24 protein-coding genes and 1 riboswitch are annotated in these 25,533 nt (G+C 54.5%); of the genes, 6 read left to right on the plus strand and 18 right to left on the minus strand.

Annotated elements, in window-relative coordinates; all coding sequences use genetic code 11:
- Nucleotides 1-6 precede the first annotated feature (6 nt).
- The 9 genes from ACR0IO_RS09320 to ACR0IO_RS09360 are packed head-to-tail and all read right to left on the minus strand — an operon-like array spanning nucleotide 7 to nucleotide 7,098.
- Nucleotides 7-384, minus strand: a complete 378-nt coding sequence (locus ACR0IO_RS09320; RefSeq protein ID WP_480741091.1) for a FixH family protein — start codon at nucleotides 382-384, stop codon at nucleotides 7-9.
- Nucleotides 381-1,187: an amidohydrolase family protein gene (locus ACR0IO_RS09325; RefSeq protein ID WP_480741092.1), complete on the minus strand. Its 807-nt coding sequence runs from the start codon at nucleotides 1,185-1,187 to the stop codon at nucleotides 381-383. Before ACR0IO_RS09325 ends, ACR0IO_RS09320 begins: the two co-directional genes overlap by 4 nt.
- A 21-nt stretch (nucleotides 1,188-1,208) precedes the next feature.
- Nucleotides 1,209-2,075, minus strand: a complete 867-nt coding sequence (locus tag ACR0IO_RS09330) for a dioxygenase family protein (RefSeq protein WP_480741095.1) — start codon at nucleotides 2,073-2,075, stop codon at nucleotides 1,209-1,211.
- A gap of 10 nt (nucleotides 2,076-2,085) precedes the next feature.
- Nucleotides 2,086-3,390, minus strand: coding sequence for a TRAP transporter large permease (locus tag ACR0IO_RS09335; RefSeq protein WP_480741097.1), 1,305 nt, complete (start codon nucleotides 3,388-3,390; stop codon nucleotides 2,086-2,088).
- Nucleotides 3,387-3,938 (minus strand): TRAP transporter small permease subunit, encoded by a 552-nt coding sequence (locus ACR0IO_RS09340; protein WP_480741098.1) that lies wholly within the window; start codon nucleotides 3,936-3,938, stop codon nucleotides 3,387-3,389. The genes ACR0IO_RS09335 and ACR0IO_RS09340 overlap by 4 nt, the downstream gene beginning before the upstream one ends.
- Before the next feature lie 30 nt (nucleotides 3,939-3,968).
- Nucleotides 3,969-5,042 carry a C4-dicarboxylate TRAP transporter substrate-binding protein gene (locus ACR0IO_RS09345; RefSeq protein ID WP_480741099.1) on the minus strand — a complete coding sequence of 358 codons (1,074 nt, stop codon included), beginning with the start codon at nucleotides 5,040-5,042 and terminating at the stop codon, nucleotides 3,969-3,971.
- 35 nt (nucleotides 5,043-5,077) lie between these two features.
- Complete coding sequence (locus ACR0IO_RS09350; protein WP_480741102.1) at nucleotides 5,078-5,533, minus strand: OsmC family protein; 456 nt, start codon at nucleotides 5,531-5,533, stop codon at nucleotides 5,078-5,080.
- Between the two features lie 18 nt (nucleotides 5,534-5,551).
- A complete protein-coding gene (locus ACR0IO_RS09355) occupies nucleotides 5,552-6,217 on the minus strand; it encodes a malonic semialdehyde reductase (RefSeq protein WP_480741104.1) in 666 nt (221 codons plus the stop codon).
- Nucleotides 6,214-7,098: a fumarylacetoacetate hydrolase family protein gene (locus ACR0IO_RS09360; protein WP_480741107.1), complete on the minus strand. Its 885-nt coding sequence runs from the start codon at nucleotides 7,096-7,098 to the stop codon at nucleotides 6,214-6,216. Before ACR0IO_RS09360 ends, ACR0IO_RS09355 begins: the two co-directional genes overlap by 4 nt.
- A gap of 84 nt (nucleotides 7,099-7,182) precedes the next feature.
- Here ACR0IO_RS09360 and ACR0IO_RS09365 point away from each other — a divergent pair, with 84 nt between their 5' ends.
- The 6 genes from ACR0IO_RS09365 (at nucleotide 7,183) to ACR0IO_RS09390 (ending at nucleotide 12,262) form a co-directional block, all read left to right on the plus strand.
- Nucleotides 7,183-7,569 (plus strand): YciI family protein, encoded by a 387-nt coding sequence (locus ACR0IO_RS09365; protein WP_480741109.1) that lies wholly within the window; start codon nucleotides 7,183-7,185, stop codon nucleotides 7,567-7,569.
- Nucleotides 7,570-7,620: 51 nt separating this feature from the next.
- Nucleotides 7,621-8,277 (plus strand): GntR family transcriptional regulator, encoded by a 657-nt coding sequence (locus tag ACR0IO_RS09370; RefSeq protein ID WP_480741111.1) that lies wholly within the window; start codon nucleotides 7,621-7,623, stop codon nucleotides 8,275-8,277.
- 470 nt (nucleotides 8,278-8,747) lie between these two features.
- On the plus strand, nucleotides 8,748-9,923 hold the full coding sequence (locus ACR0IO_RS09375; protein WP_480741113.1) for a S41 family peptidase: 1,176 nt from the start codon (nucleotides 8,748-8,750) through the stop codon (nucleotides 9,921-9,923).
- 291 nt (nucleotides 9,924-10,214) lie between these two features.
- Nucleotides 10,215-10,544, plus strand: a complete 330-nt coding sequence (locus tag ACR0IO_RS09380) for a hypothetical protein (protein WP_480741114.1) — start codon at nucleotides 10,215-10,217, stop codon at nucleotides 10,542-10,544.
- 312 nt (nucleotides 10,545-10,856) lie between these two features.
- Nucleotides 10,857-11,858 carry an autotransporter domain-containing protein gene (locus ACR0IO_RS09385; RefSeq protein WP_480741115.1) on the plus strand — a complete coding sequence of 334 codons (1,002 nt, stop codon included), beginning with the start codon at nucleotides 10,857-10,859 and terminating at the stop codon, nucleotides 11,856-11,858.
- Nucleotides 11,859-11,998: 140 nt separating this feature from the next.
- Nucleotides 11,999-12,262 (plus strand): hypothetical protein, encoded by a 264-nt coding sequence (locus ACR0IO_RS09390; RefSeq protein WP_480741117.1) that lies wholly within the window; start codon nucleotides 11,999-12,001, stop codon nucleotides 12,260-12,262.
- Between the two features lie 290 nt (nucleotides 12,263-12,552).
- Here ACR0IO_RS09390 and ACR0IO_RS09395 read toward each other — a convergent pair whose 3' ends face one another.
- The 9 genes from ACR0IO_RS09395 to ACR0IO_RS09435 all read right to left on the minus strand — a co-directional run bounded on the left by ACR0IO_RS09395 (nucleotide 12,553) and on the right by ACR0IO_RS09435 (nucleotide 24,813).
- Entirely contained in the window at nucleotides 12,553-13,635 is a 1,083-nt protein-coding gene (locus ACR0IO_RS09395) for an FAD-binding oxidoreductase (protein ID WP_480741118.1), read from the minus strand.
- A gap of 5 nt (nucleotides 13,636-13,640) precedes the next feature.
- Nucleotides 13,641-14,864, minus strand: coding sequence for an aromatic ring-hydroxylating oxygenase subunit alpha (locus tag ACR0IO_RS09400; protein ID WP_480741121.1), 1,224 nt, complete (start codon nucleotides 14,862-14,864; stop codon nucleotides 13,641-13,643).
- A 112-nt stretch (nucleotides 14,865-14,976) separates the two neighbouring features.
- Nucleotides 14,977-15,180: riboswitch (cobalamin riboswitch) on the minus strand.
- Between the two features lie 356 nt (nucleotides 15,181-15,536).
- Nucleotides 15,537-17,039 carry an AMP-binding protein gene (locus tag ACR0IO_RS09405; RefSeq protein ID WP_480741122.1) on the minus strand — a complete coding sequence of 501 codons (1,503 nt, stop codon included), beginning with the start codon at nucleotides 17,037-17,039 and terminating at the stop codon, nucleotides 15,537-15,539.
- Nucleotides 16,951-17,796, minus strand: coding sequence for a hypothetical protein (locus ACR0IO_RS09410; RefSeq protein ID WP_480741124.1), 846 nt, complete (start codon nucleotides 17,794-17,796; stop codon nucleotides 16,951-16,953). The genes ACR0IO_RS09405 and ACR0IO_RS09410 overlap by 89 nt, the downstream gene beginning before the upstream one ends.
- Complete coding sequence (locus ACR0IO_RS09415; RefSeq protein WP_480741126.1) at nucleotides 17,793-19,124, minus strand: hypothetical protein; 1,332 nt, start codon at nucleotides 19,122-19,124, stop codon at nucleotides 17,793-17,795. Before ACR0IO_RS09415 ends, ACR0IO_RS09410 begins: the two co-directional genes overlap by 4 nt.
- On the minus strand, nucleotides 19,121-20,221 hold the full coding sequence (locus tag ACR0IO_RS09420; protein WP_480741129.1) for a BtaA family protein: 1,101 nt from the start codon (nucleotides 20,219-20,221) through the stop codon (nucleotides 19,121-19,123). The genes ACR0IO_RS09415 and ACR0IO_RS09420 overlap by 4 nt, the downstream gene beginning before the upstream one ends.
- Nucleotides 20,211-22,670: a PEP/pyruvate-binding domain-containing protein gene (locus ACR0IO_RS09425; RefSeq protein WP_480741133.1), complete on the minus strand. Its 2,460-nt coding sequence runs from the start codon at nucleotides 22,668-22,670 to the stop codon at nucleotides 20,211-20,213. Before ACR0IO_RS09425 ends, ACR0IO_RS09420 begins: the two co-directional genes overlap by 11 nt.
- A complete protein-coding gene (locus ACR0IO_RS09430; RefSeq protein ID WP_480741135.1) occupies nucleotides 22,667-23,578 on the minus strand; it encodes a UbiA family prenyltransferase in 912 nt (303 codons plus the stop codon). Before ACR0IO_RS09430 ends, ACR0IO_RS09425 begins: the two co-directional genes overlap by 4 nt.
- A complete protein-coding gene (locus ACR0IO_RS09435) occupies nucleotides 23,575-24,813 on the minus strand; it encodes a hydroxymethylglutaryl-CoA reductase (RefSeq protein ID WP_480741137.1) in 1,239 nt (412 codons plus the stop codon). The genes ACR0IO_RS09430 and ACR0IO_RS09435 overlap by 4 nt, the downstream gene beginning before the upstream one ends.
- Nucleotides 24,814-25,533: the final 720 nt, after the last annotated feature.

The following is a 25,533-nucleotide window of genomic DNA, read 5'->3' on the forward strand; positions in this document are numbered from 1 at the left end:
ACACCTTCATTTCAACTCAACTTTGGACGTGTACGATACCGGTCCCCCACCGAAGCCAACATCAACTTGCAGCTCCCATAAACCTGGCATGTGAAACAGCATGTCATCGACACGGAACAACCCGTCGCCTAACTCTGTGACTTTGGGGACGTAGTTCATCCCGTGTTGGTGAGCAGGCATGGTTGCATCGACACGAAGCGTGTCGATGGCAATTTCATCGCAGACTGAAATCAGAATGGAAAATGGCTGGGCCAAAGGGACTTCATCCACGACCATATGCACTTCGGGTGCGTCTAGAACTTCGGAACTCAAACGCTGCCCTGTCGCTTCACAAGCAACAGCCATGCCCGAAGATATTAGAAACAAGGCAACCCAGCGGATCATTCTGATGCCAGCATACGTTCCGCATTGGCATACGCAATGTTGTCCGCGATCTGGTCCGGAAGCAAATCCAGCCATTCACGGGAAAAATCGGCATGAGGACCTACGTAATACCAACGTTCCGGCGCGAACGTATCGGTGCCGACCATGAACCGATCAGGATGAGCTTCGAACGCAGCTTTCCAATTCGGGTCGATACTGCCTCGTGAGACCATGTCCGAACGAAATGCCAGATCGGCCCAAAGCTTGGGATAGGTATCTAGAGCATCGACAACACTAGCTGGGTCGTCAAAGCCAGAATGGGCCCACAAAACCCGCGCCTCTGGCCAGGTTTCGAAGATCAAGTCGACGGCCTCGCGATCACCGTGGTGGTGCAGGATTAGGTTCCTCTCCTTTGCAAGTGCGATCATGCGTTGGATAACCGGCGTTTTGATGTCGTCTCCATAGGCGTGGAATTCACCGATGGCTTGGTATTCGTTCTTGGACAGATTTGCTTCCAGATAGTCGATTACAGTTTCATCGTGCATCCAGGTGTTGATTTCACCGCGACGACGATAGGGACGCAGTGCTGGAACAACGATATCTGGTGCTGCGGCCAACAACAGTTGAGTACCATTGTCGTCTGAACTGGAAACCAAGGCTTTACGGACGCCCGCGTCCCGAAGGATTTTGGCCACCTGTTCAGGAGGAACTTGTTTGACGGCATCGTGGCTGTAATGAATATGCGCGTCGAAGATCGGTCGCTCGTCTGCGATGGCAGTACTGGAAAACAGCACGGCACCTAAAATGAAGATATGTTTCAGCACCTCAAGCCTCCTCAATATCGTTCAATCTCTGGCAAGCTTCACATCAAACTTTACGTGCAAGAAAGGCTCGGTGATCTTACCGGAAAGTTCCATGCCATCGGGAAACTCTGAAGCCGGCCGTTCAACATAAGTCATTACAAGATCATCTCGAACACCAAACACCGTATCTTGATCCAGATAAGGATCATCGTCGGGGAAAATCTCGGTCACCAGAGATCGGTACCCCGGAGCCTTGACGATGTAGTGCAGGTGTGACGGTCGCCAGGGATGGCGGCCGCAGGCGCGCAGGATGTCCCCGACAGGCCCATCTGACGGTACCGTGTATTCAACTGGCTTGACGGTCGTGAATGCATACTTACCGTCGTCACCGGCAGTCATCAGGCCGTGAAAAGAATAGGTATCCTGCTCTTCATCCTGACTTGCATACATTCCATTTGGCGCAGTTTGCCAGATGTCGAGCTCTGCTCCGGCAATGGGATTGCCTTCAACGTCTCGGATTACGCCTTCGGCGAGCAACACCGGCCCACCATAGTGGCGCTTCATATCCCCACCGACTGGCAGCGCGGGCGCGCCGGATACGTGAAAAGGTCCAAGTACAGATGAACTTGTTGCTTCCGGACTGGATTGTAGCATGTCCACCAATGAGGACAGGCCCAACACGTCCGAGGCCAACACGAACTCATGCCTATCCTCGGATTCCACGGCGGCACATCCCTCCAGAAACGCAATCCCAGCGCGCCACTCGTCATGCGTCAGATTGGTTTCCCGCGCGAAGTCGTGGAGGTGTTTAACCAACGAGCTCATGATTTCACGTATCCGCGGATCGGTGTCCTTGGACAAGTACCCCATGAACACGTCGGTGATATTGTCTTTAGTGACAGAGCGCATCTTGGCCTCCTTAAATCAGGGCAAGGCTGAGGATCGGGAACTCGATCAGAATGAACAGGACGATCAGCATCACAAATGCAAACGGAAGCGCGCCCATGAACACGTCCTTGAGTGATATCCGATCATCGTTGATCGTGGATTTGATAACAAAGCAGGATATGCCCAAAGGCGGGGTCAACAGTCCGATTTCGGCTCCGACCACGGTGATGATCCCGAACCAGATCAGCGACATATCAAGGGCCTCGGCCATGGGCAGAAACAGCGGGACGACGATCAGGATGATTGATGCCGTGTCGAGCAATGTTCCCAGGAAAAGCATCAGCAAGACATAGAGCAGCATGATCGACCAGAAAGACGCGGAATTCCCGGCAAGCAAATCCTGCAACTGGTTGGGCAGACCGGCCAAACCAAGCATGCGGCTATAGATCGACGCCGCAGTGATCAGGAACAGGATTGCCGCTGTGATATGTCCGGTTTCCAACAACGCGTCCCAGAACGCGCGAGGTGACATCGACTTGCGGGCAACAGCAATGACCAGCGCAACAAAGGCTCCTGCGGCCCCTGCCTCGACCGCCGTCAGCCAGCCTGTATAGATACCACCTAGCACAACCGTGATGATAAACAGTGTCGGCAGTGTCTTGGAGGCGATCTCGCGCCCTGACATCCACTCCGTGTCTTCGACAACACGGCCACCGACGAAAGCTGGGGTGAAGCGCCCCATGACCCAAATCGCCCCGACATAAGCGATTGCCAGCATAATCCCCGGGATGACCCCCGCCAGGAACATGTCCCCGACGGATTGTTCGGCGACGAAGGAATAGATTATCAGCATCGCCGATGGTGGAATGATCATGCCCAGCACCGAAGACCCGGCCACCACGCCAACAGCAAAACGCGGATTGTAAGCCTGCGCCATCATCTGCGGAACCGAGACTTTGGTAAACACGGATGCAGATGCAATCGACGAACCGGTCACGGCGGCAAAGACGGCGTTGGCTCCGACAGTTGCCATTCCGATACCGCCTTTGACCTTGCGGAACCGCATGGTCATGACTTCGTAGATATCCCTGCCTAACCCGGCCTTTGACACGATGAGACCCATGAAGGTAAAGAGCGGGATGGTCGCGAAACTATATTCCATCGCGCTGTCGCCGACCGCCACTTTCAGCAGGTTCAGCGCCAGCGTGAAATTGTCCCGCATCAGCCAGATCGACACGAACGAAACCACGCCGAGGGCAATAGGAATATAGACGCCAGCGTAGATCAGAAAGACGATGGCAATGACCGAGATCAGGCCAATTTCAATCGGCGTCATTCGGCGGCCTCGTCATGTTCAGGGGTGCGCACAAGATGCGGGCGGTCCTGCGCCGTGACGACCTTGAGCAGGAAGATCACGCAGGCAAGCGCAGTACCGCACGCGATGACCAGTTTGACTGGCCACCAAGGCAATGTGAAAAGACCTGGCACACCGAAGTAGTCCTGCGTCTCCCACATGTGCAGGAATTCCGGGAAGGTCACATAGGCAATTAGGCCCATGAAGATGGCCGAAATCGCGTTGATAATCCGCCTCAGATTCGCGGTCAGCCCCGGGCGTCGATGGTGCAGCAGGTTCAGAAACCCGTCCGAGCGCGTCAACCGATCCACTCTGACCACGTCTGCCAATTGCAGAAAGACGATCATCACGACCGAGAATTGCACCATCTCATATGTTCCGCGCAGCGGAGCCGAAAAAAGACCGCGCGCAATCACGTCAATGTTCAGAATGACCACCAATGCAAGGACGACAAGTGTTCCCAATGCGTTGGCGGCGATTGCGAGCGAATTGGCGACCCGCGACAAGCCAGCAACTGCGGTCTTCAGCATAAATGGCCCCTTTCGTGGATCGCCGGCCGGTTATTCAGCCGTCCAGTCACGCACACCGGTGAAACCGGCATCTTGAAGCTTACCGAGATAGGCAGCCAGCATTTCTGCTCCCTGCTCACCGTTGTCGTTCAGCGTCGCAGCCCATTCCTGTGCGACATTCGGCATGGCGTTTGCCCAGGCGGCACGGTCTTCGTCTGAAACTTCGACGATGGTTCCACCCGCTTCAACGTATGCGTCCCGCGAAGCAGCAGCCCGGTCCATTGCGATACCTGCGACGTGGTCCCGGTAATCAATGGCGACGGCCTTCAACACGTCTTTGACTTCGTCCGGCAGGCCTGCCCAGTAGTCGGCATTGACGGTGATGGTCTTGGAATTCACGGCCCCCAGATCAGCCTTGAGCATGTATGGGGCCACTTCCGCGATCTTGAACGTCTTTGCAGCTTCGGGCCAAAGCATACCGCAATCGACCAGACCGGTCTGAAGCATGTTGTAGAAATCGGTCAGACCTCCGCGCACGCCTGCCGCATCCTTTATACCCTCAAGGTAACGCAGGTTAAGACCTGCACCGGCGATCTTACGGCCTTCAAGATCGGTAACCGAAGAGACCGGCTCTGTGCAGAAAATCTGATACGTGTCGAGAACAACACCAGTCGCCAGATAGACTTGGTTCTGAGCCGCAAACTCATTCTGCATCGCAGGATACTCGCGTGCAATTTCATCTACTGCCTTGGCCACGGCACGGGAGTCCGAGGCCACGAAGGGTGTCGAGCCCGAAATGCCCTGACTGGGCAGTTTCGAAGAATGGAAGATGGTTGTGACGATACCTATGTCACCAAGGCCAAGCTGGATCCCTTCCAGAACGCCTTTCGGCTTTACGATCGAACCGCCGTAGTTCTCTTGCCAGTTCATCTTGTAGTTGCCGGACTCGGCCAGCCGCTTGTCCACTTCTGGAATGAAAAAGTTGCTGAATTCCTTCACCCACAACGCCCGGTCTGGGTAACCATCGATCACTACTGCGGAAATGGTCTCCTCCGCCGCCAGAGGCATCGCTATGACGCCTGCCAGAGCAGCTGCCACAAGGCCGCGTTTGGTCCAGTTTTTCATTTCTCTCCTCCCAGAAAGTCGGGTCTTTTTGTCTTTTATTGGTTTGTTTTGACCCAGTTGACGGTCAGGTCCGTGCCTGCCGCTTCGAACAGTTTTGCGATGGCGCAATACTTGGCTGTCTCCTCGCCCACGCGCGTCAGATCCTCCTGACTGGCGGGCGTCTCACAATTCACGGTGAGTTCGATTTCCGGAAACGGAACATCGATCTCCTCCTCCATCAGAACACCGCGCCGGTCCAACCTGCACTTCGCATCGATCGTCACTGTGCCAAGATCAATTCCCAAGCGATGCGCGTTCTTGTGCCCGATGACGTTTGTACAGGCGATCAGGGCTGCCATTGCGGTTTCGGTCGGGGACGGGCCAAGATTTGTTCCACCCCGTTCGACAGGCTCGTCGACAATCACATCCAGATCGCGAATTGGTATTTCAGTCCGCGCATGAGTCGGGCACTGAGCTGTCGTGCGGTAAGTCACGACGGGTTTCACTTTCATAGCCACAGCGTCACCTCCTCATGCATAAGAGCAAACCTTTTCGAATGGAAAGCGCGGCAGCTTCTGGAACAATCCGGTCTCGTCCGCATAGCCCAGATTGCAAAGAAAATTGGACTTGCGCGTCGTGCCCGCGAAGAATTCCTCATCGACGATCTTGTTCGAAAAACCTGACATGGCGCCGACGTCCAACCCGACCGCCCGGGCCGCAATCATGAAGTAAGCGCCCTGAAGCGTGCCATTGCGAAAGGCCGTGTCTGCCACGTAGTCGGGCTTGTTTTCGAACAATGGCCGACGGTCTTCGTGCGGGAAAAGGAATGGCAGTTCCTTCCAGAAGTCCATGTCATAGGCAATGATCGCCGTGACCGGAGCATCCATCATCTTTGGCACATTCTTCGGCTTTAAAGACTTTGCAAGCCGCTCTTTCGCTTCGGGACTTTTCACGAAAACGAAGCGCGCGGGCAACGTATTCATGCTGGTCGCGCCGTTGATCGTGATGTCGTAGATCTCTTCAAGTATGTCGTCAGAAACAGGCTTGTTGGTCCACGCATAGTGCGATCTGGATTCGCGCAGGATCAAGGCGATCGCGTCATCCGACAAGCGTGGAATGCGCTCACGCAGATCGCGATGATCTTGCTGCGCCTTGGCGCGAAGTGCCTCCAGCTCTGCTCCGGTTGGTGCGCTCATGCTGCGGCCACCTTGGACTTGGCGTCTTTTTCGTCAATGATTGGGCTGGCGCAAATTCCGATGCCTTCAATCTCGACCTCAACGGTTTCGCCGGGCTTCAACCATCGGGGATTGGGCTTTTTGGCGTGTCCGACACCGGGTGGCGTACCCAGCGCAATAAGATCCCCCGTCTCCAGAGTAGTATATTCCGAGATCGTCGCGATGACCTGACGAACGCCCCAGATCATATTGGCCGTGTTCGAGCTTTGCAGGATTTCGTCACCCACACGGCTTTCGATCTTCAGACCTGATGCTCCTACGGGCAGTTCGTCTGGCGTTACAGTGAATGGACCGATCGCACCTGTGTCATCAAAGTTTTTGCCGGGCGTCCATTGAACGGTTTTGCGCTGATAATCTCGCAGTGACCCGTCATTGAACACGGTGTAGCCAAAAACATAGTCCAACGCAGCCTCTTCCGAGATATGGCGGCCGCGTTTTCCAACGATCAGCATAAGTTCGGCTTCGTAGTCGAGCTTCTCGGAACAGGCAGGCCGCACCATAGGTTGCCCTGCCGCCATGATCGAGTTCTTCCCGCGCATGAACAGCGTCGGATATTCCGGGATGTCATACCCGCCTTCCTTGATGTGGTCCGTGTAGTTCAACCCCATGCAAATGATCGTTCCGGGAGCGGCAATGGGCAATGCCGGAGTGATGGAAGACACGGGCACAGTGTCTGCGGCGTCAATTTTGCTGGCAAGTGAGTCGGCCAGTTCGGGCTTGGCTATCAAACCCATCAAATCCGAACCGACAGCAGGGTCCAAAGCCGTTAGATTCACTGCGTTTTCGCCGTTTACAGCAAAAACCGCTGTGCCTTCCGAAGTCTCTCCCACCAGGTATTTCATTTTCACCATCCATCTCAGTTCACTTGATTTTTGCCGACTATTCTGCATTATGTCAAATAATATCGATATTTTTGGAGAGTGCCGATGGTCGCCTGGTCAGACTATAAATCAGAAGCAAAAAACCGTGGCGCACTTGCTTTGGAGCTTTACGTTGCACAGAGCACACCGGCCAAAGCCCCGGAAGATGTAAAAGCTTCGCTTGCAGATCACTTGGCATATCAGACGCAGCTTGAGCGTTCGGGGCAACTGGCTTTTGCCGGACCTATGTCGGATGAAACCGGGGAACATATGCAAGGCATGGGCTTGATCATCTATCGCGCAGACAATCTTGAAGCCGCCCGAAAGCTGGCCGAGGACGACCCCATGCACAAAAGCGGAGCGCGCAGCTTTGTACTTCGACGTTGGATGATCAACGAAGGCTCACTGAACGTTTCAATTGGCCTATCGACTGGAACGAGTGCCCTCAGTTAAGAGCACCCAAGAGTTTGCGCTGGTTAAAAGGAACAGCCGGATATGGATCCCATGCTTGATACAGAGGGCAAAGAAACATCAGCCACTCATGGTGCGTATCGTAGGCTGCGCGAGATGATCCTGACCGGCGAGCTACCTCCTGGACAAAAGCTCAAGATCGAGCAGCTTCGCGGGTTACTGGATACCGGCGCAAGCCCGGTTCGCGAAGCACTTAGCCTTTTGACTTCGGACATGTTGGTCGAGCGGATTGATCAGCGCGGATTTCGGGCAGCGCCAGTCAGCAAGAGTAACTTCGAAGAAATCCTGCTGTTGCGATGCAACCTTGAGGAAACTGCGCTTCGCGCCTCCATCGCCAAAGCGGATGCGGCCTGGGAAGATCGGCTTGTCCTGCGTCACCACCATATGAAAAAAGCTGGCCAGAACGAGGCGCACGATTTTGAAGATGCTCACAAGGCCTTTCATATGGCCTTGTTGTCCAATTCAAAACTGCCGCTACTGCTAAGGTATTGTTCGCAGCTTTACGACCTGAACATTCGCTACCGCTATCTGGCGGCCGGCGGTTCGAGCTACAAAAAGCGAGACATCGCCGCCGAACACCAGCAAATCCTGGACGCGGCATTAAATCACGACGCAGATAGCGCAACTCAGCACTTGATCGATCACTATCGTAGAACAGGTGAGTATCTGAGTAGTCAGATGAATTCTTAATGTGCGACGAAGTTGGTTTCTGAGCGATCTGTTGAACCAATTGTTTGACCGCCCTAGCCACAGGCCTGGACTAGACGACAAACGACCAATTGAAGAGCTTTGCGAAGGGCTATGTGCGGCCGAAGGTGAAGTATCGGGCTTCCTGCTCGCTTCCACGGTTCTTGGTGGTTACCAGACCTTGAGCGACCCGGTGAAACTAGATTTTTTAGCTATTTGATTACTCAACGCGCGTAGATGCCTTCATTGGCAGTTTGACGTCCATTGGGTGTATGTCGACGTTGCAACGAACGACAAAAAATCTCTGAAGGGGTGTAATGTGAAGCGCTCTTTGATTGAGTGCATCCCTAATCTGCAGATCAATTGAACCATCATTTCACCCCGTCAAATAACCGACAATACTCCTGCATGCAGAGAACGTCGATTTCGATCCCAATATGGACATTGACGAGCGGCTATGCGCACCTTGAAACATGTCGCTCACGGAAGACCTGGACCTAATATTAGAAACTGCCCTGCCAACCGATCCCAGCTTTCGGCAGATCGAAAGGGCCGTGATAGACAACTGTATTAGTGAAACCCGGCGATACGCTTCGGAGGGCTCTATCGAAGCCTTTCTGATGTCCGCGATGCGCCTATTGGCGCTTCCCCAAAATGGACACACACGGCTGATCCCGAATGATGCGATCTCGGTGCTACCGCTGCGGTTCGTGAGTGTGGGGCGTTCAGTTCAAGTTATTGGGGCGGCACCAGGGATAACTGCACCGCGAGGAGAACTAATCGCAGTCAATGGTGCGACTTTGAGCCAAATCCAAGCTACTGCGGAGAAACTTTTGGCGGGAACGTGCCAAAGGAAACGGGTTATCGGACCGATACTTCTGGCTTGGCCCTACGCTCTGACACGTTTGGGTTTTTCGTCAAACGGCGGCACGACCGAGTATCGTGTGCAGGGCGAAAATGGGCAGATTACCAACCTGAAAGTGGAAAATGGAAATACTGTCCCTGGATCGATGCTCTATCCAAGAAACGAGCACGGCAAGGCTGATCCGGCCTGGGAACCCGAAACCTTTGTAGAGATTAAGGACTGGCAAGATCTCGGGTTATCAATAGCATTGCCAAGTTTCTTTGATCCGAGCGAAACTGCGCTGCCTAAAGCCATCTCAGATGCAGCGGACCGCGTGCGCGTCTGCTCGGACAAAACCCTATTAATTGACGTTCGCGGAAACACCGGGGGCGATTTTCTTCTAACGATGCCCCTAGTCGACGCGATCTCGCAACGCGCAAGCCAGCAGGTTGTTGTGCTTGTCGATAAATTCACGTTTTCCGCAGCGATCGTGTTCGTAGCCATCCTTAAACATCGTTTGGGAAACAGGCTCAAACTCATTGGGGAGGAAATGGGCGACGGGTTGACGTTCTTTGCCGAGGGCGGGTTGCTCAATTTGCCGGTGAGTGGAGCGGTCGTTCGATACTCATCAGCCTTTCACGACTGGAAGAACGGAACGTCTGACGAAACCACACCAGCCGATATCGCGCAACAAATCGTACCCGCAGGAGAACTGAATTTGGACCGGAAATGGGTCGCAAGGCCTGCAGTTGAGGATGCACATGGCGCGTTCTACCAACGAATTCTCAAAGGCATGAATGGTTAGGTGTAGAGAAGATCTACAATAATGTCGGTGTATCGAATGCTGCGCGGGGTACGAACGACAATAGTGCGCATTCTATCGGCTTCCATCAGTTCAGTTTTGCGAGATGCTGTTGCAAATTCAGTGTTGGCTTGACTGAGGTCGAGCCTATTTCAGGAGCCGTCGCAAACCAGCGTTAGCTTGATATCTTTCCACAAAAGCTTGACGTGTCAGCGCAATAAATCTGAACCGCAGATTGCCAGATTGGTCTCACACACAGCGTATCAACCACGCTCAACTGAAGGGGACCAAGAAATGAAGAAGACACTGATTACATCCGTCGTCGCGCTCACCATTGCTCTGAGTGCTGGAATGTCCATGGCCGGTCCGCTGCGTGACCACAGCCAACGCAGTTTTACGGGGGAAGCTTTCAAAACCGCTGCAAAAAGAAACAGCAAATACAAGAAGGCAGATATGTACTATGAAGCCTTTACATCATCCACATTGTCTGGCGCGAACTGGAGCTCGGAACTGCCTTATGTTGTAGTCATTCCGGTTGAGGACAATGGCAACTACACTTGGATTTTTGGCAAGACGACGGGTTCCGACCTGTCTGATCAGCTGATCTGGATGAACTACCGGTAGCCGAATGTTGATCCTGGCAGATTTGCCCTAAAAAGCGACGTGTCGCTACATAACTCCGGGCCCCGGTCTTTCACTCCGGGGCTCGGCTGCGCTTGTCAACGTCAACCTATTCAGGTTCGAGGGGGGCGTAACCTCATCTACCCGACAGCGACCGTCCCACTGCGAAAAATGCGAGCGGGCGCTAGATTGATGCCTTTTCTCAAAGCCTTGACGTGCCAGCGCAATCAATCTGAGCCGCAGATTGCCAGATTGATTGCACACACAGCCTATCAAACAGGTTTAGCGTAAAGGCACTGAGAGATGAAAAACGTCATGATCACATCCGCTATGACACTCGCCATTGTCATGAGTGCCGGAATGTCCATGGCCGGTCCGTCTCGCGACAGCCTAAGCGGGTTTGCACAGGGTATTCGTCCATCAGAGAACAGCATCAAGCAGTTCCGCACCGCGACGCAAAGTAACGGTTCCAAAATCTTCACCGCCGGCCAGGCGCTGCCTGAGTTGTCGACAACCCCGGGACTAACGTTCTGGGTTGAGACCAATGGTGAACGTGACAACTATGATGTCGGTGCAGGAGAGATGACGACGAACAGCGGCAGCCTGCGTTATGGTGCGAATTTGCCTTTAGGTGAGGTCGCAGGCGGACAGGTGTTCGGCGGGTTGGAGTTCGGGATCAGCAGCCTGTCATCGGACGTTGGCACCAACTTTGCCAACGCCGATATCTCGGCCGACGCTTACGATGCAACGCTTAGCGCGCTTTGGGTAGCGGATAGTCAGTTCTATGTCGAAGGGCAGCTTCGCTATGGGTATTTCGACGGCGAGATACGTCCCAACGGCGGGGCAGCCGTGGATGCCGACGGCAGTGGGTATGAGATATCTGTTGAAGTGGGTAAGCCCTTCAAGCTGCAGAGCGAATGGACGCTCATCCCTCAAGTGCAGGTCATGTACAGCGATATCGACATGGACGATGTCCCTGATCGGGTCGAGAGTGGTCGGATCGGATCCCTGGTGGAAGGCGACACGTTAACAGCCCGGGTCGGACTGCGCGCTGAACGTGCCATAGCAAACAACTCAATGCTCTACGGTCAAATCGATTTCTACCATACGTTCAACAACACGACTTCGGTGGTATTTGGGCAAAATACAGTATTCACCGAGCGCGGTCAGGACACAGCGGTCCTGACCTTAGGCAGCAATGTCCCTCTGTCGGATCGCTCGCAGTTCTATGCTGATATCACCGGTGAAAGCGGATTGGGGAGCAGCTCGGATGACTACAGCTTCGGCTGGAACATCGGCTTTGAGGTCCAGTTCTAAAGCGAAATGGTGTTCAGGCGTCAGCTTGATGTCTTCTCTCAAAACCTTGACGTGTCAGCGCAATAAATCCGGGCCGCAGATTGCCAGACTGGTTTCACACACAGCGTATCAAGCACGCTCAATCAAAAGGGACCAAGAAAATGAGAAAGACTCTGATTACATCCGTCACCGCATTCGCCATTATTCTGAGTGCTGGAATGTGCATGGCTGGACCGTTGCGTGACCACAGCCAACGGAGCAATGCACATGATGTTCGCTCGGCAGTTTCACAAACCCGCACGCACGGTGACACAAAACCCAAATATCACCAGACCATCAAAAAACCTGCCCGTGGTTACGGTTCGACCTCAGAAAACTCGATTGATGAAGATTGCGTTGATGCATGCACTGATGCCTTGTCATAAGCACACAGAGGTCTTTCCAGCGGATGCTTGAAGTTGCGTTTCATTCACAAGCATCCGCGCAAAAATCGTATAACTTGGTGATGAAGTTACCACCTGAGATCATTTCGCGATCATCTTGGCAGGCATACAGGGACCATCCGGCTCCCACCTTTGTTGGATTTATAGATATTGAGATCACCCAAAGCCGTTCGAACACTGCCTGAAGAGTTGCCTGTCCAAACTCGAAGCCAACGCATCGAAACCGCAGCAAGTGCCAGGCTCACCACGGTTTCGATCGTGACACGATCCACTTAAACCTCGACTTCAACCTTGCCTATAGCGTTGGAACAGCAGGCCAGAATGTAACCCGCCTCGATGTCGTCTTCCGAGATTCCGCCATTGTGGACCATGTGAACATCGCCAGAGGTTTTCTTGACCTTGCAAGTACCGCACACTCCGAAAGTACATCCCGACGGAATGTTCAAACCAACCGAGCGCGCGGCGGCGAGAATTGTGTCGGTCTCGGCTACTTTGGCAGTCACACCCGAGGTCGCGAACAGGATCTCTGCACTGCTGTCATCGTCGAGTACAACGTCATCCAACTCAGGTAGATCTGCCTCAGTTTCCACTGGTGCGCCAAAGCTCTCCTGATGGTATTTGTCCATATCAAAGCCAAGACCAGCCAGAGCGTCCCGCACCGCCTGCATGAAGGGCTCAGGGCCACAACAATAGACCTCGCGCTCAAGGTAATCAGGCGCCATCAGACCCAGCATCAACTGGTTGAACTGACCCTGATATCCCGTCCACGGACGGTAGCGATCCGGCTCTTCAACAACGAATTTCAGATCCAAACCATCAGTACGGCTGGCCATCTGCTCTAACCGCTGCCGAAAGATGATCTCGGACGGTCGTTTGGCGCAATTGATGAAAACGACATCCAAATCACGACCTTCATCCCACATACAGGTGGTCATCGACATCATCGGGGTGATGCCGGAGCCAGCCGAGATAAACAGGTACTTTCCTGCCTGGCTTTGGGCGTTGGTAAACAGCCCCCCAGGCCCAATGGCTTTGAGACGCATACCGGGTTGAAGGTTGTCCAGCATCCAGCGCGTGCCGATACTGTCGGCTTGAGCTTTGGCAGTGATGGTTATCGACCGTGGCCGCGACGGCGATGATGAGATCGTATAGGTGCGATGCACGACCCCTCCGGGTTGACTCGGAGCTGGGATTTCGAGCGTCAAGAACTGACCTGGATGATAGGCGAACTGCGCCCCAGACGGGGCACGGAATGAAAAACTGGCGGTGTTCGGCATCTCGGGCACGACAGAGACGCATTCCAGCATTTCGCCATCCTGCCAGATGGCCGAAGAGAGCGTGTTCAGATCTTTCATCAGCCTTACTCCGCCGCCATCGTGTCCGGCGCCAAGCGAGCCGACAGCGTGTTGCAATACCAATCCACGAACTGCAGCACGCCGGATTCCTGAATGGGTGAATACGGACCAGGTACATAGGCCGGACTGTTGATACCCTGCTGGTTGTCCTCAACCACCTGCCGGTCTTCGTCATTCGTGGCGACCCAGACTTCGGTCAGACGTTTCACGTCGTAGTCAACGCCTTCAACCGCGTCCTTGTTGACCAACCATTTGGTAGTGACCTCAGTCTCTGTCGGGCTGATCGGAGTGACTCGGAAAACAAGCGAGTGATCGGCAAGGAAGTGGTTCCACGTGGTCGGATAGTGGAACTTCAAAAGCGATCCCGCATCGGCAAAGGGCGACCGACCCAACCAGCGGCGCACGGCAGACTTTCCGTCCATCGTATAGCTCTCAGCGCCTTCTTTCAGCGGCATACGCGCCAGACGGTATTGACCGTCGTCATTCAGGTAGAACTGCGAAGGCATGCCCGCAGCCTGACACCGGTCGAAATGGGTCTGCATGTAGGCTGGTGTCTCACCACCTTCGATCCCTGTAACGCCCGGATCGTCGGGAAAAGTCCGGCACAGAGCACGATGGTTTCCGCCGCAGTGATAGCACTCGCGGTTGTTTTCCCAAACCAGCTTCCAGTTGCCGTTCTCGATGATTGAGCTTTCAAAGGCGACCTTTGCATTCCCCAGATCGTGCGGCTCAAGATAGGGGCGCGCGATATTGGCGAACGTATCGAAATCCGGGGCGTCATCCGCCAAACAGATATATACTAACCCGGCGAGCTCACGGCAGTGAACTGTCTTCAATCCATGCTGTTTGGGATCGAAGTCCGGCCCCATGTCACGGGCCCATAGCAATGAGCCGTCAAGTTCGTAGGTCCACTGATGATACGGGCAAACCAGCTTCGGCGCATTGCCTTTTGCTGCCTTGCAGATGATCGAACCGCGATGACGGCACGTGTTGTGAAACGCTCGTATCTGGTTATCGGAGCCGCGCACAATAATCACTCGGTAGGCGCCTACATTGTACGTAACGTAGTCGCCCGATTTCACCAACTCACACGCGGGAATGGCAAACAGCCAGTCGCGATAATGGATGGTTTCAAGGTCGGTCTGAAAAATCTCGGGATCGGTATAAAACGCCTGTTCCAGAGCATAACCCGGGTTTCGACGCGCCAACAGGCCTTGGATATTGTTCATTTCTGGCTCTCCTGCCGCGCCCCGCGGCATTGCTTGGGCAGATGACAAGGAGGAACCGTCCGGAGGCGCGCGAGGATCGCGTCCGAAACCCGTGCCCCCACCGCCACCCGCGGTTTGACATATCTGAGAGGCTGGTTTCCGGACTTGAAAGGGACTTGCGCCCGGTTGCGACACCTTCCCGGGATCCTCGTCCCAGTGGTTGATTGTCGAACCTGACCTTCCTTACCGTTGCGGGGGCAGTGCCGGACTTACACCGGCTTCCCAATTCTCCGCTGCCTGAGAATCAAACAGCGGCACCTCACGAATACCAAGTTATTTCAGTCGCTTTTAACCGCTGAAATACTTGCGACATTCGCGGACGCAAAACAGACATCGGATTCCTCGCACGCAAATCAATACGTTCTATTGTTCTCCTCAATCCAATCTTCAAATGGTTTGGCCCAGTTAGGGCAGCTTCTCGTCGACGCTACGACAAAAGCCTCTAATGAGCCCAACAGCATCTTGGACTTTTTCGCAGCTTGTAGCCGGAAAAACGGTCATTCGAGCGGCGTGCAGATCTACTGGCAATTTCTTTTTATAAGTTGCCGGACTTTTTTGCCGATTAATAGGCAGATACAAAACTGTGCTCGACTGCGGTTTCCCGTCGGAACACTGATGGTAAATTACCGAGGATCAACAACCCAACAAGTTAGCAAGTTTTACTCGGTCAACTTTGGAATTGTGGCGTTTGTCCATTGGTATTTTTCTCACGTGGATCACTTTGGCAATACCCAGTTCCCGCGCCAGACTACTCCAGTTTGATAGCCGACCCGCGTCACCTTCAATGCATAAAGCGGGGCTTTCTTCGAAGTTCATAAGCGCACTGTTCGTCACGCCTGGCCATTGCCGGGCTGCTATTTCGATTGCGAAAGGAAAGGTGCGGCCAGTTGGGGTTCTTACATCGCTCCCCAGTCTACCCAGCAGCCACAAACGCCCCCGTTCATCCAAGTGACCCGCGTCGCCTGTTCGATGCCATATCGTGGTGCCGTCTTTGATTTTGTTTTCCTTGGAGTGCGAGGGATCAAGATAGCCATCATTTACATGATCGCCCGCGACCTGAACTTCATCGTTTCGAATTCGGAGTTTGATTTGCGAAACCGGAATCCCGACAAGAAGCCCCTTGCCTGCGGCCATTTCACGTTGGTCAACTTCGGAGATGTCACGCACATCAAGATGCGCAATCGGTTCAGCTTCGGTTGACCCGTAGACGCAGACCACGTCCAGACCAGTATTGGCGAGCAGCCTCTCAACCAGGTCAGGAAACACCGGGCCGCCGCCGGTGAAAACCGTGTGCAGTTGGCCGGTATCTTTACACTGCGCAAGTTTTTCGCACAAAGACGGTGGGATCAGAAGCCGTGTAACTTGCTGCTTCGATATCCAGCCCGCTAACTGCTCGCGAGATAGTCGATCCAGATTGCTCATTTTCCAATTCGGCAAAACAGTCGTACGCCCGGCCGCAAGGTTTATCAGGGTGAAAACCGGGAACGCAACCAGATCCCGTTCAACTGCATCACTGTCTAGAAGCGGCGCAATGGCATCATGTTGCGCCATCAGAAACGCGTGGCTGCGGGGTATGGCCTTGGCTTGACCTGTGGTGCCGGAAGTGAAGGAAATGAGCGCTGTGTCACTGTCATGAACAGCCGCGACTCCGGGGTCACTGCCGGCATTGCCTGGTAGTAAAAGACGCAGCTTAAACAGTTCCGGCACAACGAACTTCAGCAACGCAAAATAACCTGATGCGCAAAAGGCCTTGGATCGGGTCGTTCTCGCCGCGTGACGCAACCCCGCGAGCCCCATTGCCGGTTCAGGCAAAACCACCGTCGCGCCCAATGACCATAAGGCCGCAAGGCTAGCGTAAAGATCAGCGTTTACCGGCATCGCCAGCAGAACGTGATCGCCATGGCCAACCCCCTTGCGTTTCCACTTACTGACCAATTTCTGTGCTCGCATCTGCACTTCGCTAAAGGTGACCTCGCGACCGTTGCCCTCAACAATGGCCGTCCGGTCCGGGTGTCGATCAACCGCAATGGCAAAATGGTCCAGCAGGTTAGCCATCCAGACGCAGCCCAAACAGGTTGTACCGCCTGAATACCGTTGCCCCTTCGACAACGCTGCGATTGGCGGATTGGTTGTCATCATGGATCAACGCGTGGATGGCGGACTCATAGCCAAGCTTCAGGGCTGACATATGGAATTGACTGGCCAAATGGCGACCTGCGCCACGTTCAAGGCTTGCATAGGTCTTTAAGATTGCCGCTGTCGGGTTTGGGCCTTCTGCATAGTTCGGAATGCCAAACAGAAAGCCCGCCAATGAGCCGTCCGGACGCCGGGCAAAAAAGATAAGCTCGCGCTTCAGCGTCGGAACGACAGGCATGTACATAGAAAGAAAATCACACTCAGAGATAGGCTTATAGAAAGCGTTTCGGGAAAAAGCCTCGACAGATAGATGATACACTTGCCGGAATAATTCTTCGGGGTTGGTTCCGTCCCAGGGCTCGACATTAAATGCGTCGGTTGCAGCAGGAGAAGAGCTGGCCGTTTTTGCCAATGACACACGTGCCGAGAAATACTTGCTGATGGTGATAAATCCCGCCGCCTTAAACACGTCGGGCTCATGTGATTTGTTCGTCGGCTCCATCAAAAAGGGTGCTGAACCGTCACTGTACGATACAAACCGATAGCTGTGCCAAGTATCTCCGGACATCGGACCAATGATCCGATCAACCCCGGCATGCCGGACACGTTCAATTGCCATTTGCAGAGCTTCCAAGCCGGCCTCTGGGGTCTCACACGAGAAGTCGCCGATTGTTGCAGCTGGAACACCAGCCCAATCGGGGCCCTGCAGATAAACAGACAGTTTGGCGCCGTCAGTCTGAATGCTCTCTTTCGTCATGATACAACTCCGGTGACAAACCCGTCGCCAATAGACCCTGCTATGAACCAAATGTAGTAGGCAAGCGGGGGCAGAGCCGCCAAAAGCGTGAGCCTCGAAACACGGTTCTTTTGGAGTAATTGCGGAAAAAACAGGGGCACAATCGCCATAATTACGAGTGATACAAGCGAGAGTGCTGTCAGGGGTTCAGCCCAGTTCGATTGGTCAGAATTCAGGGAAACCGCCCAGATACGAATTAGAAACAGGACCGCGGCAACCAGCGGTATCGCAATAGGAATAGTGCGCAGCGCCACAGCAGTGAGCCCCATGGCCAACCCCATCGCACTGACCCCAAAAAAGGATATCGCATCCCATCCCGTTGCATTTCCCGCCGCAAGCCAACCGAACCCCAGAAGCCCCAAGGCGGCTACGATGTCCAGATCGGGATACTTACTGTCACAAGGAGAAGCAGTACGCGCCCAGCCGTGTGCGGCAAGAACCATGATAGGCAGTACTGTGTTCTGCAATTTTGCGGCTGCCAGCAGCAGAAAAACCGCAACAACATAGACACGGGTCGTATGTTTGGTGAAACCCAGCTTTGTTCCCACCACGCCGAAACTGACCAGAGCAGCAAAGAACAAAATGGTTAGCACGGCCAGCTCTGCCAGGGAGCTAAAATAATGGGCTTTCAGAAAAATCAACAAGCCGAGCGGCAAGAACAGATTGTCAAAGCCCCGCCAGCTTTGTGCCTCGACCAATGTGCCAAAGGCCGCAACCATAAGGGACAGCATCATGATGTTGGACGGCGGGAGTTTCGACAAAAACAAAAAGCAGATGATGGAAACCAACAGCGTTACGACAAAAAATACCACTGACCCTTCCAGGCTCTTGTCGCCATCTTCAACCACGTAGCGCTTGGTTCCATATGTCGTTCCGGCAAGCGCAGCCGCAGCATCCGCCAGTGTCAAAACGGCGATCGGAAGCACGTAATACAGAGTGTTTTCCCCGGCCAGCAAAAAACAAAGCCCAACGGAAATCGCCAACAGGAAATCACCATAAGAGGTGCGTTCAACGCTGTGCAAAGCTGCACCCAGACCGTTTGAGAACCGGGGCAAACGTAAGATCGCCATTACAATCATCGTTACCCCGATCAGCATGTAGACCGGCCAGCGATCCGGGAAAATCCACGGCAGAACCAGCGTGAACAGCCCGGTTCCGACATGCATTAGTTTACGTTGTACTTCTGCGTTCAAGCCAACCTTTTGCGCCAGCCGTCGGACAACTGCCATCAATCCCAACAGGGCCAGAACAGAAGCCAAGGCCAGCAGGATCTGGACCATGACACTCACGCGAGCACCTCTTCCACGACAAAGTCTGAATAGAAAAAGGCCATGTCCCGTGCTTTTAGACGGTCCTCAATCTCGCGTTGTGTTTCAACTTCGCCTCTAAATGAAGGGGGCAAACGGCGCGGTGCCATCATGTTCCAATAAACAAGACGAGCCTTTGGCGCGGCAGCTGACAGGATTGATCCATAGACCTGCGCAAACACTTCAGGCGACATGTATTCGAAAATGTCAGACAGGTTGAACCCGCTGGCCTTTTCACCGGTTGAAACAAAGGCCTCTAAAGATCCGGGTCTGATATCGAGACGATCGAGGCGAGCGCGGATGGTATCATAATGCTCAGGCCGCCAGGCCATCGGCAGCGCGTCGCCATGCGTACCTTTCAGGATCCAGTGCAAATATGGATTTTGCGACGGATCAGTATCAACGCCTGCGTGGCGAATGCGACGCGCCACATGCTGAGCAGGGCTGCCTTCAACGTGATCGAAGAACGCCTTGTCACGTCCCATGCGCCCCATCACAAAGCGAGAAAAGAATACACTCAGTAACAGCCGCCATCTGAAGGTATTAAAGCGCGTATCGAAGAAAACCTCGCGCGCGTCCTGCGATCGGGGTGCAAAGACTTCATCAATCGTACGTCTGGAATGTACAAACGGCAAAAGCCGTGTGCGGAAAATACGAAAGTACCGCTCGAACTTGCCGACCCCGCCTATCCCGTAACGCTCCACATCTGGGGCAAGACCGGCCCAGAAGGCGCTTGTTTCAGGATCAGTGGCCTTCAAAGCCTTCGTCAGCAGCTCTGCTCGCCTCTTGCTGGGCCGCGATCCTGTCAGTTCCAGAAATTCGGGGTGTGTCAAAGATCGGAAAGCACCGATCCTTAACTTTAGACAGGCAATCTGCGCCGGTGAAAGATCGACAACCACAACTTTCGCTGGGTCCAGCGTTAGCATAGCCAGCGCGTTATCCCCTGCCGAACAAATGGACACCAGCGTGCCCCCCGCGCAATCGCCCAGCGCGTCGGTCAGAACGTCCGCATCCTCCCACAACTGGGCATATCGGATATGGTCGAAATCTGCCTTGCTCTCGATTTCACTATACCCCATCGCACCGTTCCACTTTACCACTTGCCCCGTCGACCGACAGGGTTTCACCATCCTTGATCCATTGCGTGGCCCCTTTCAGGCCAACAACACAAGGGATGCCCAATTCGCGCGCCACAATTGCGGAATGCGACAAAAGCGACCCCCGTTCCACAACAATGGCCGAAGCGTTCGAAAACACCGCGATCCAGCCCGGATCGGTGTGACGCGCCACAAGGATGTCGCCGGGTTGCAGCGCCTCAGTCCGCGGATCACGGATCACACGGGCTTTTGCAGTTACTTGCCCGGCTGAACAACCCGTGCCAGTTTTAACGCGCTCCGGATCGCTGTCGACCTCTTCCATATCCGCCCAGATCGGAGAAATGGCGGGACCTCGGATTTCGATACGTTCCGGCGGGTCCGGACGCTGGGACGCTGCAGCATCTTCGCGTTGGCGTTGCGCAACTATGGTTTTCAGATCAGGCGAAAGACTGAACCCTTCTACGGCTCCCAAGACCTCATACGTCGTCAGATGAAACACGTCGCGGGGCTCGGCAAGCAACCCCCTTGCAGAAAACTCTCGACCGATGCCAAGAAAAACACGCCGGGCATAGCCGAAGATACGGGTACGTTCAAAGCGCAGGTTCTCTCGGTCACGAACGCGGGCCTTGGCCCAGCCTATGATCCATTTGGACAGGTAGCGTTTCAGCGGATTGGCAGGAAACAGGGTTTTCCAGTCCGGCTCAGTGCTGGTGTGTCGCTTACCCTCGGGACGGGCTGCACTGGCTGCGATGGCCATCAACAGGCTGGCGGGATCATCGCACAACGGTATGCTCTCGAGCTTCAACTCCTCAGTGCATCGATCCCCGAATTTGTCCAAGTAAGAGCGAACCTCGGCCTCGATCTGTGGAAAGGGGGCAAGGGTCTCAATCCGGCATTCCGCACTCAACTGATCAGTAATCCCGGCCTCGCGGACCAAGTGAGCCATGTGGGCAATTCGCTGCGCCGGTTCGGCTGAGATGATATCGCCTTGACCGATCATGACATCGTTATGCAGCAACAGCCCGTCTTCACCCAACCACTTGTGCAGCAGGTTGCGTGATGCGCCAAAAGCGATCATGCACAGGAAGTCATTTACAAGCGGTGCGTCCCAGCGATCCAGCAGGGTACTTTCGATATGGCGATACTCAGCAGCCAGTTCGGTCGCGTTCGCAGCTTCTATGTCGAGATCACGATCCAGAATATCATTTAGTCTGCCATAGAAGTTGCGCCGGGTACGCGGCAATCGCACGGCCTGCCAGACCAGGCTGCCCGCAACCGCAGCCAGTTTGGCGTATTCCAAAATCTTGCGCGCGCCTTCGGCAGGAGCAGGACCAATCCCGTCCGTGATTTCACGCGGCATGGGCTCGGACACACCCATCATCGTTTCCATGTAATCGCGGTTCAGCGAGAACCCCGGCAGCAGCGCCAGAGCCCGGTACCAATTGACCAGATTGTAATAAACACGCCCATCAATGCGCCCAAGGAAATTGTCGAAGATGGCCGAGTTCTGCGCGACGGTTCTATCTGAAACACCCAACAGCCGCACGAAGGCGCGATAGACCCGTGAGTAGACATGCACGGCAAAGGAATAGGTCAGTGGACTAACCATGCCCGGATAGCTTTCGACGATATTCGAATTGTCAAAAATGGTAAGCGCATCATCCGGCACCGCCGCTGGCCTCAGCTCGGTCGTAATTGGTCGTGCCTGGAGAATGTGCAGCCCATCCGCATCGAACGCCCATTCGATGTCTTGTGGGATACCAAAAGCCTCTTCCGCTTTGCGCGCCAGCATTGCCACCTGAAGCGCCTGGTCCGGTGTCAACACTTGAGCCGTGGCTTGGGCGCATTCAGGCTGCCTGTCTTGATCAATAGTCCAATCCTCACCATCAACCTCACCTGCCACCAGGGCATCGCCTAGACCTTTGACGGCGGACACGACTACCGTGTTTCGTTGTCCGGTCACCGGATCGGCCGAGAAAGCGACACCGGCGGTCGTCGCATCAATCATGCGCTGTACAATGATGGCGGGGGCTTCTGCCTCGCCCCCGGATTTGACCGAACGATAGGTAGCAATTAAATCCGTAAACCCTGATTGCCAAACCTGTTTCGCCGCCGGCAACACCTTGCTGCCGGTGACGTTCAAGACTGTATCGAACTGCCCCGCATGACTGTGCTCGGCACCATCTTCGGCTCGACCGGAACTGCGCACCGCATAAGGTCCGGGACCCAACGTATTCAATGCCGCGCTGATCGCATCACTCAGTCCGCGAGCTGCAACGGGCCCTGTCTTACCTGCGCGGAAAGCGGCATCGGTTATGACAAAAAACGCAGGTGGATTGAACCCGTGACGGGCGAGGTTTGATAGCGCAGTGGCTTTTCCTCCGACCACCGTCGGATCAGTTGCATCGGATTGATTGACGATAAAGGTCACCTGAAGCCTCCGATCAGAAACGGCAAAAAGCCCGCTGTGGCATAACAATAAAACACCCACAGTCCCGCGATTGTGTCCATCCTGTCCTGTGCCTTAGGCGTTGGTGCCGTCATATAACTGCGTGCAGCAAGACCACAGGGCACCAAAGCCGCGACCCCGACCACGACGGTTATCCATCCAACATCAGTCGCAAACCCTGTGCCCACCAGAAACCCAAAGGACAGCACAACACAGCCCAGCCAAACAATGGCAGCGCGCCGATACCCCCAAAGACCCGAATAGGTGTCTACGCCGTCAATTTCGTTTTCGGGCGACCATAGTTTGCGTCCGATCTCGAGAACGCAGCCATTCACAAAAGACAGCGTTAGAAACAACCAAAGTTTTGATGCAGCCCCTCCGGCCGGAAGCCATTCGATGCTGGTCAGCAGCAAATCGATCAGCGGCATAATCGCCATATGACTAATCAGATACAGAACCGGTCGCGCCTTAAGCCAAGTTGGCGCCCCGAATTCGACCGTCATTGCCGCCAGCCATACCCAAACCACAAGAAGGCACCATAGAACCGGAGGATACCACAACCATGCAGCGGCGGTAGCCAGCGGTAGGGTCAGCAAGCCAAGCACCAAGACCTCAGCCGGGGATACCAGCCCTCGTGGAATAGGGCGCTCGGGACGATAGCGGCGGTCGTCTTCGGCATCCTTGAATTCGTCGCAAACGCGCATCTGGAAAAACAACGCCATTGCAAGCGCGAAGCCGACCGCAAAGGCGGGCCATTCGGGCAATGGGCGATCAGCAATCCGGGCTGAGACGCAAATACTTGCTGCTGAAAACACCAACAAAAGCGGAACGGTCTTCTTCAGTGGAAAGCGTTCGGACTGATAGATCCACAATCGAGCCAGCAGAGTCATCTTTGGCGGGCCAGACTTTCATGGGCCCGCGTGAAATGCCCCGCAGCAATTGCAGCAACAATAGATATTTCTCCGCACAGGCAGATAGCGGCGGCCACTTCGGCCAGCGCCGTGCCGTGGCCAGCGCCCTTTAGTCCCAGAATGTTCAGCGCGGCACTCTGGCTGGGCAAGCCGGTACCGCCACCCACGGAACCAACAAGGATATTCGGGAGCGTCACCGAGCAGAAAAGATCCTCCCCTCGGGGCTCCATCCGCGTCACCCCCATCGCGCTTTCGGCGACGCAGGCCGCGTCCTGCCCGGTCGCGATGTAAAAGGCCGCCAGACCATTGGCATAATGGGCCTGAGCTCCAAGCTGACCCGATAGATGTGACCCGAGATTAGCGACCCGGCCATAGGCCATCATGGCATCCACGGTGGTACCAAGCGTCTTTTCCACCACATCCGCAGGCAGGGTCACCGACGCGCTTACCTTCCGGCCTCGACCCGTCACCAATCCAAGCGCCGAGGCTTTCTTGTCGCCCGAAAAATTCCCCTCAATATACCAGTTTTCAATTGGCACCGGGCAACTACCGTTAATGGCACGGCACAACGCATCCGTTGCGATGGTAACCATGTTCTGACCCGCCGCATCACCCGTGGTGTAGCGGCAAATCAGAAAGACAATATTCGTGTCTATGAAAGGCTCCAGCGAGACAAGTTTGCCGTGCCGGGTTGTGGCTTCAGCCGCCGCCTTGAGATCATCGATATTACTGACCACCCAATCCACGAACTGACCGGCCTGCAAAAGGCTTTCGAACACAAAGGCAGGTGTGCGCAATACACCTTCATACAAGACAGCCGTGCTGACCCCACCAGACCGCCCCGCAGCAAATGCCCCTCGCGCATACGAGGCAACAAGCGCGGCCTCAGTCGTCGCCAAAGGCACATAAAAATCCCCGTTGGCGTTCATACCATTCAAGCGCAATGGTCCAACAATGCCCACCGGCACTTTCACGGTTCCAATGAAGTTCTCAATATTGGCGCTGTAGGTTTCAGAAGCTTCGACTGTTGCAGAATCCGCGATCAATGCTTGATCTGCGTCGCTTGACCTGGGCTTTAGATGATCCCAGAACCGCGCAACCGTCTTACTGTCAGCCTTGCGAGAGGGGCGCAAAGGCGAAAACCCTTCGTCGCTTGGGGCCATCTGCTGTGGCGTGCGTTCAGCGTCATATCGCGCTTTTATACGCCGCAGCATTTCCCGCACATGAAATGGAATAATCAAAAGTCAGCTCCGACAAACGCTGTGTAAAACGACTGCAGACTTAATTCTGCGATGGCTGCAACCTAACAAGAAAGAAAGTAATATCCAGCAAATACATCCAGTTGGCGATTGTGAGCAATCCTGCCTCTTTAGAGTTCATCCGGCCCTAAAGTCATGAAACGGGGGACCAAATGAGAAATTCAAGCGAGACAAGCCGGAAGTTTATGTGACGCCTCGCAAGGCACTGTGGGGCGACACATAGTCTTGCCATTCGGCGACCGGTAAACCCTTGAATTTGTATCATTCGATTATTCATGGTCGCACTGGTGTTGCCGTTGCGACGCAAAGATCTGCCGTCACATCAGAGTGATCCAATATTCCTCGCCAAACGGGCCTTCCGCAGTCAGTCAACGTTATCAAGAGCGGTCAGACCGATTTCAAAAATGGTGCTGGTGAAGGTTGCACCCAATTTCAGGCAGAGGCGATGTATCTGGATAAGATCAAGATCTCTACTCTGCGGGCGCTTTCGCATTCGACCTCGAATGTAGAGTTCAAATGCCGATGGCAGGAACATTTCAAAATTTTGCACGCGCTTTGAGCCTCATCGAGGTGATCCATGATCCAGGAGGCAAGGTCGTATGTAGTATGAGAAGGCGGACAGGACGAGAGTGTCGTCAGTGCGCAACTAAACTGATTGCAACTCCAAATCATAAG

The organism is Ruegeria sp. CE12, from assembly GCF_056537525.1.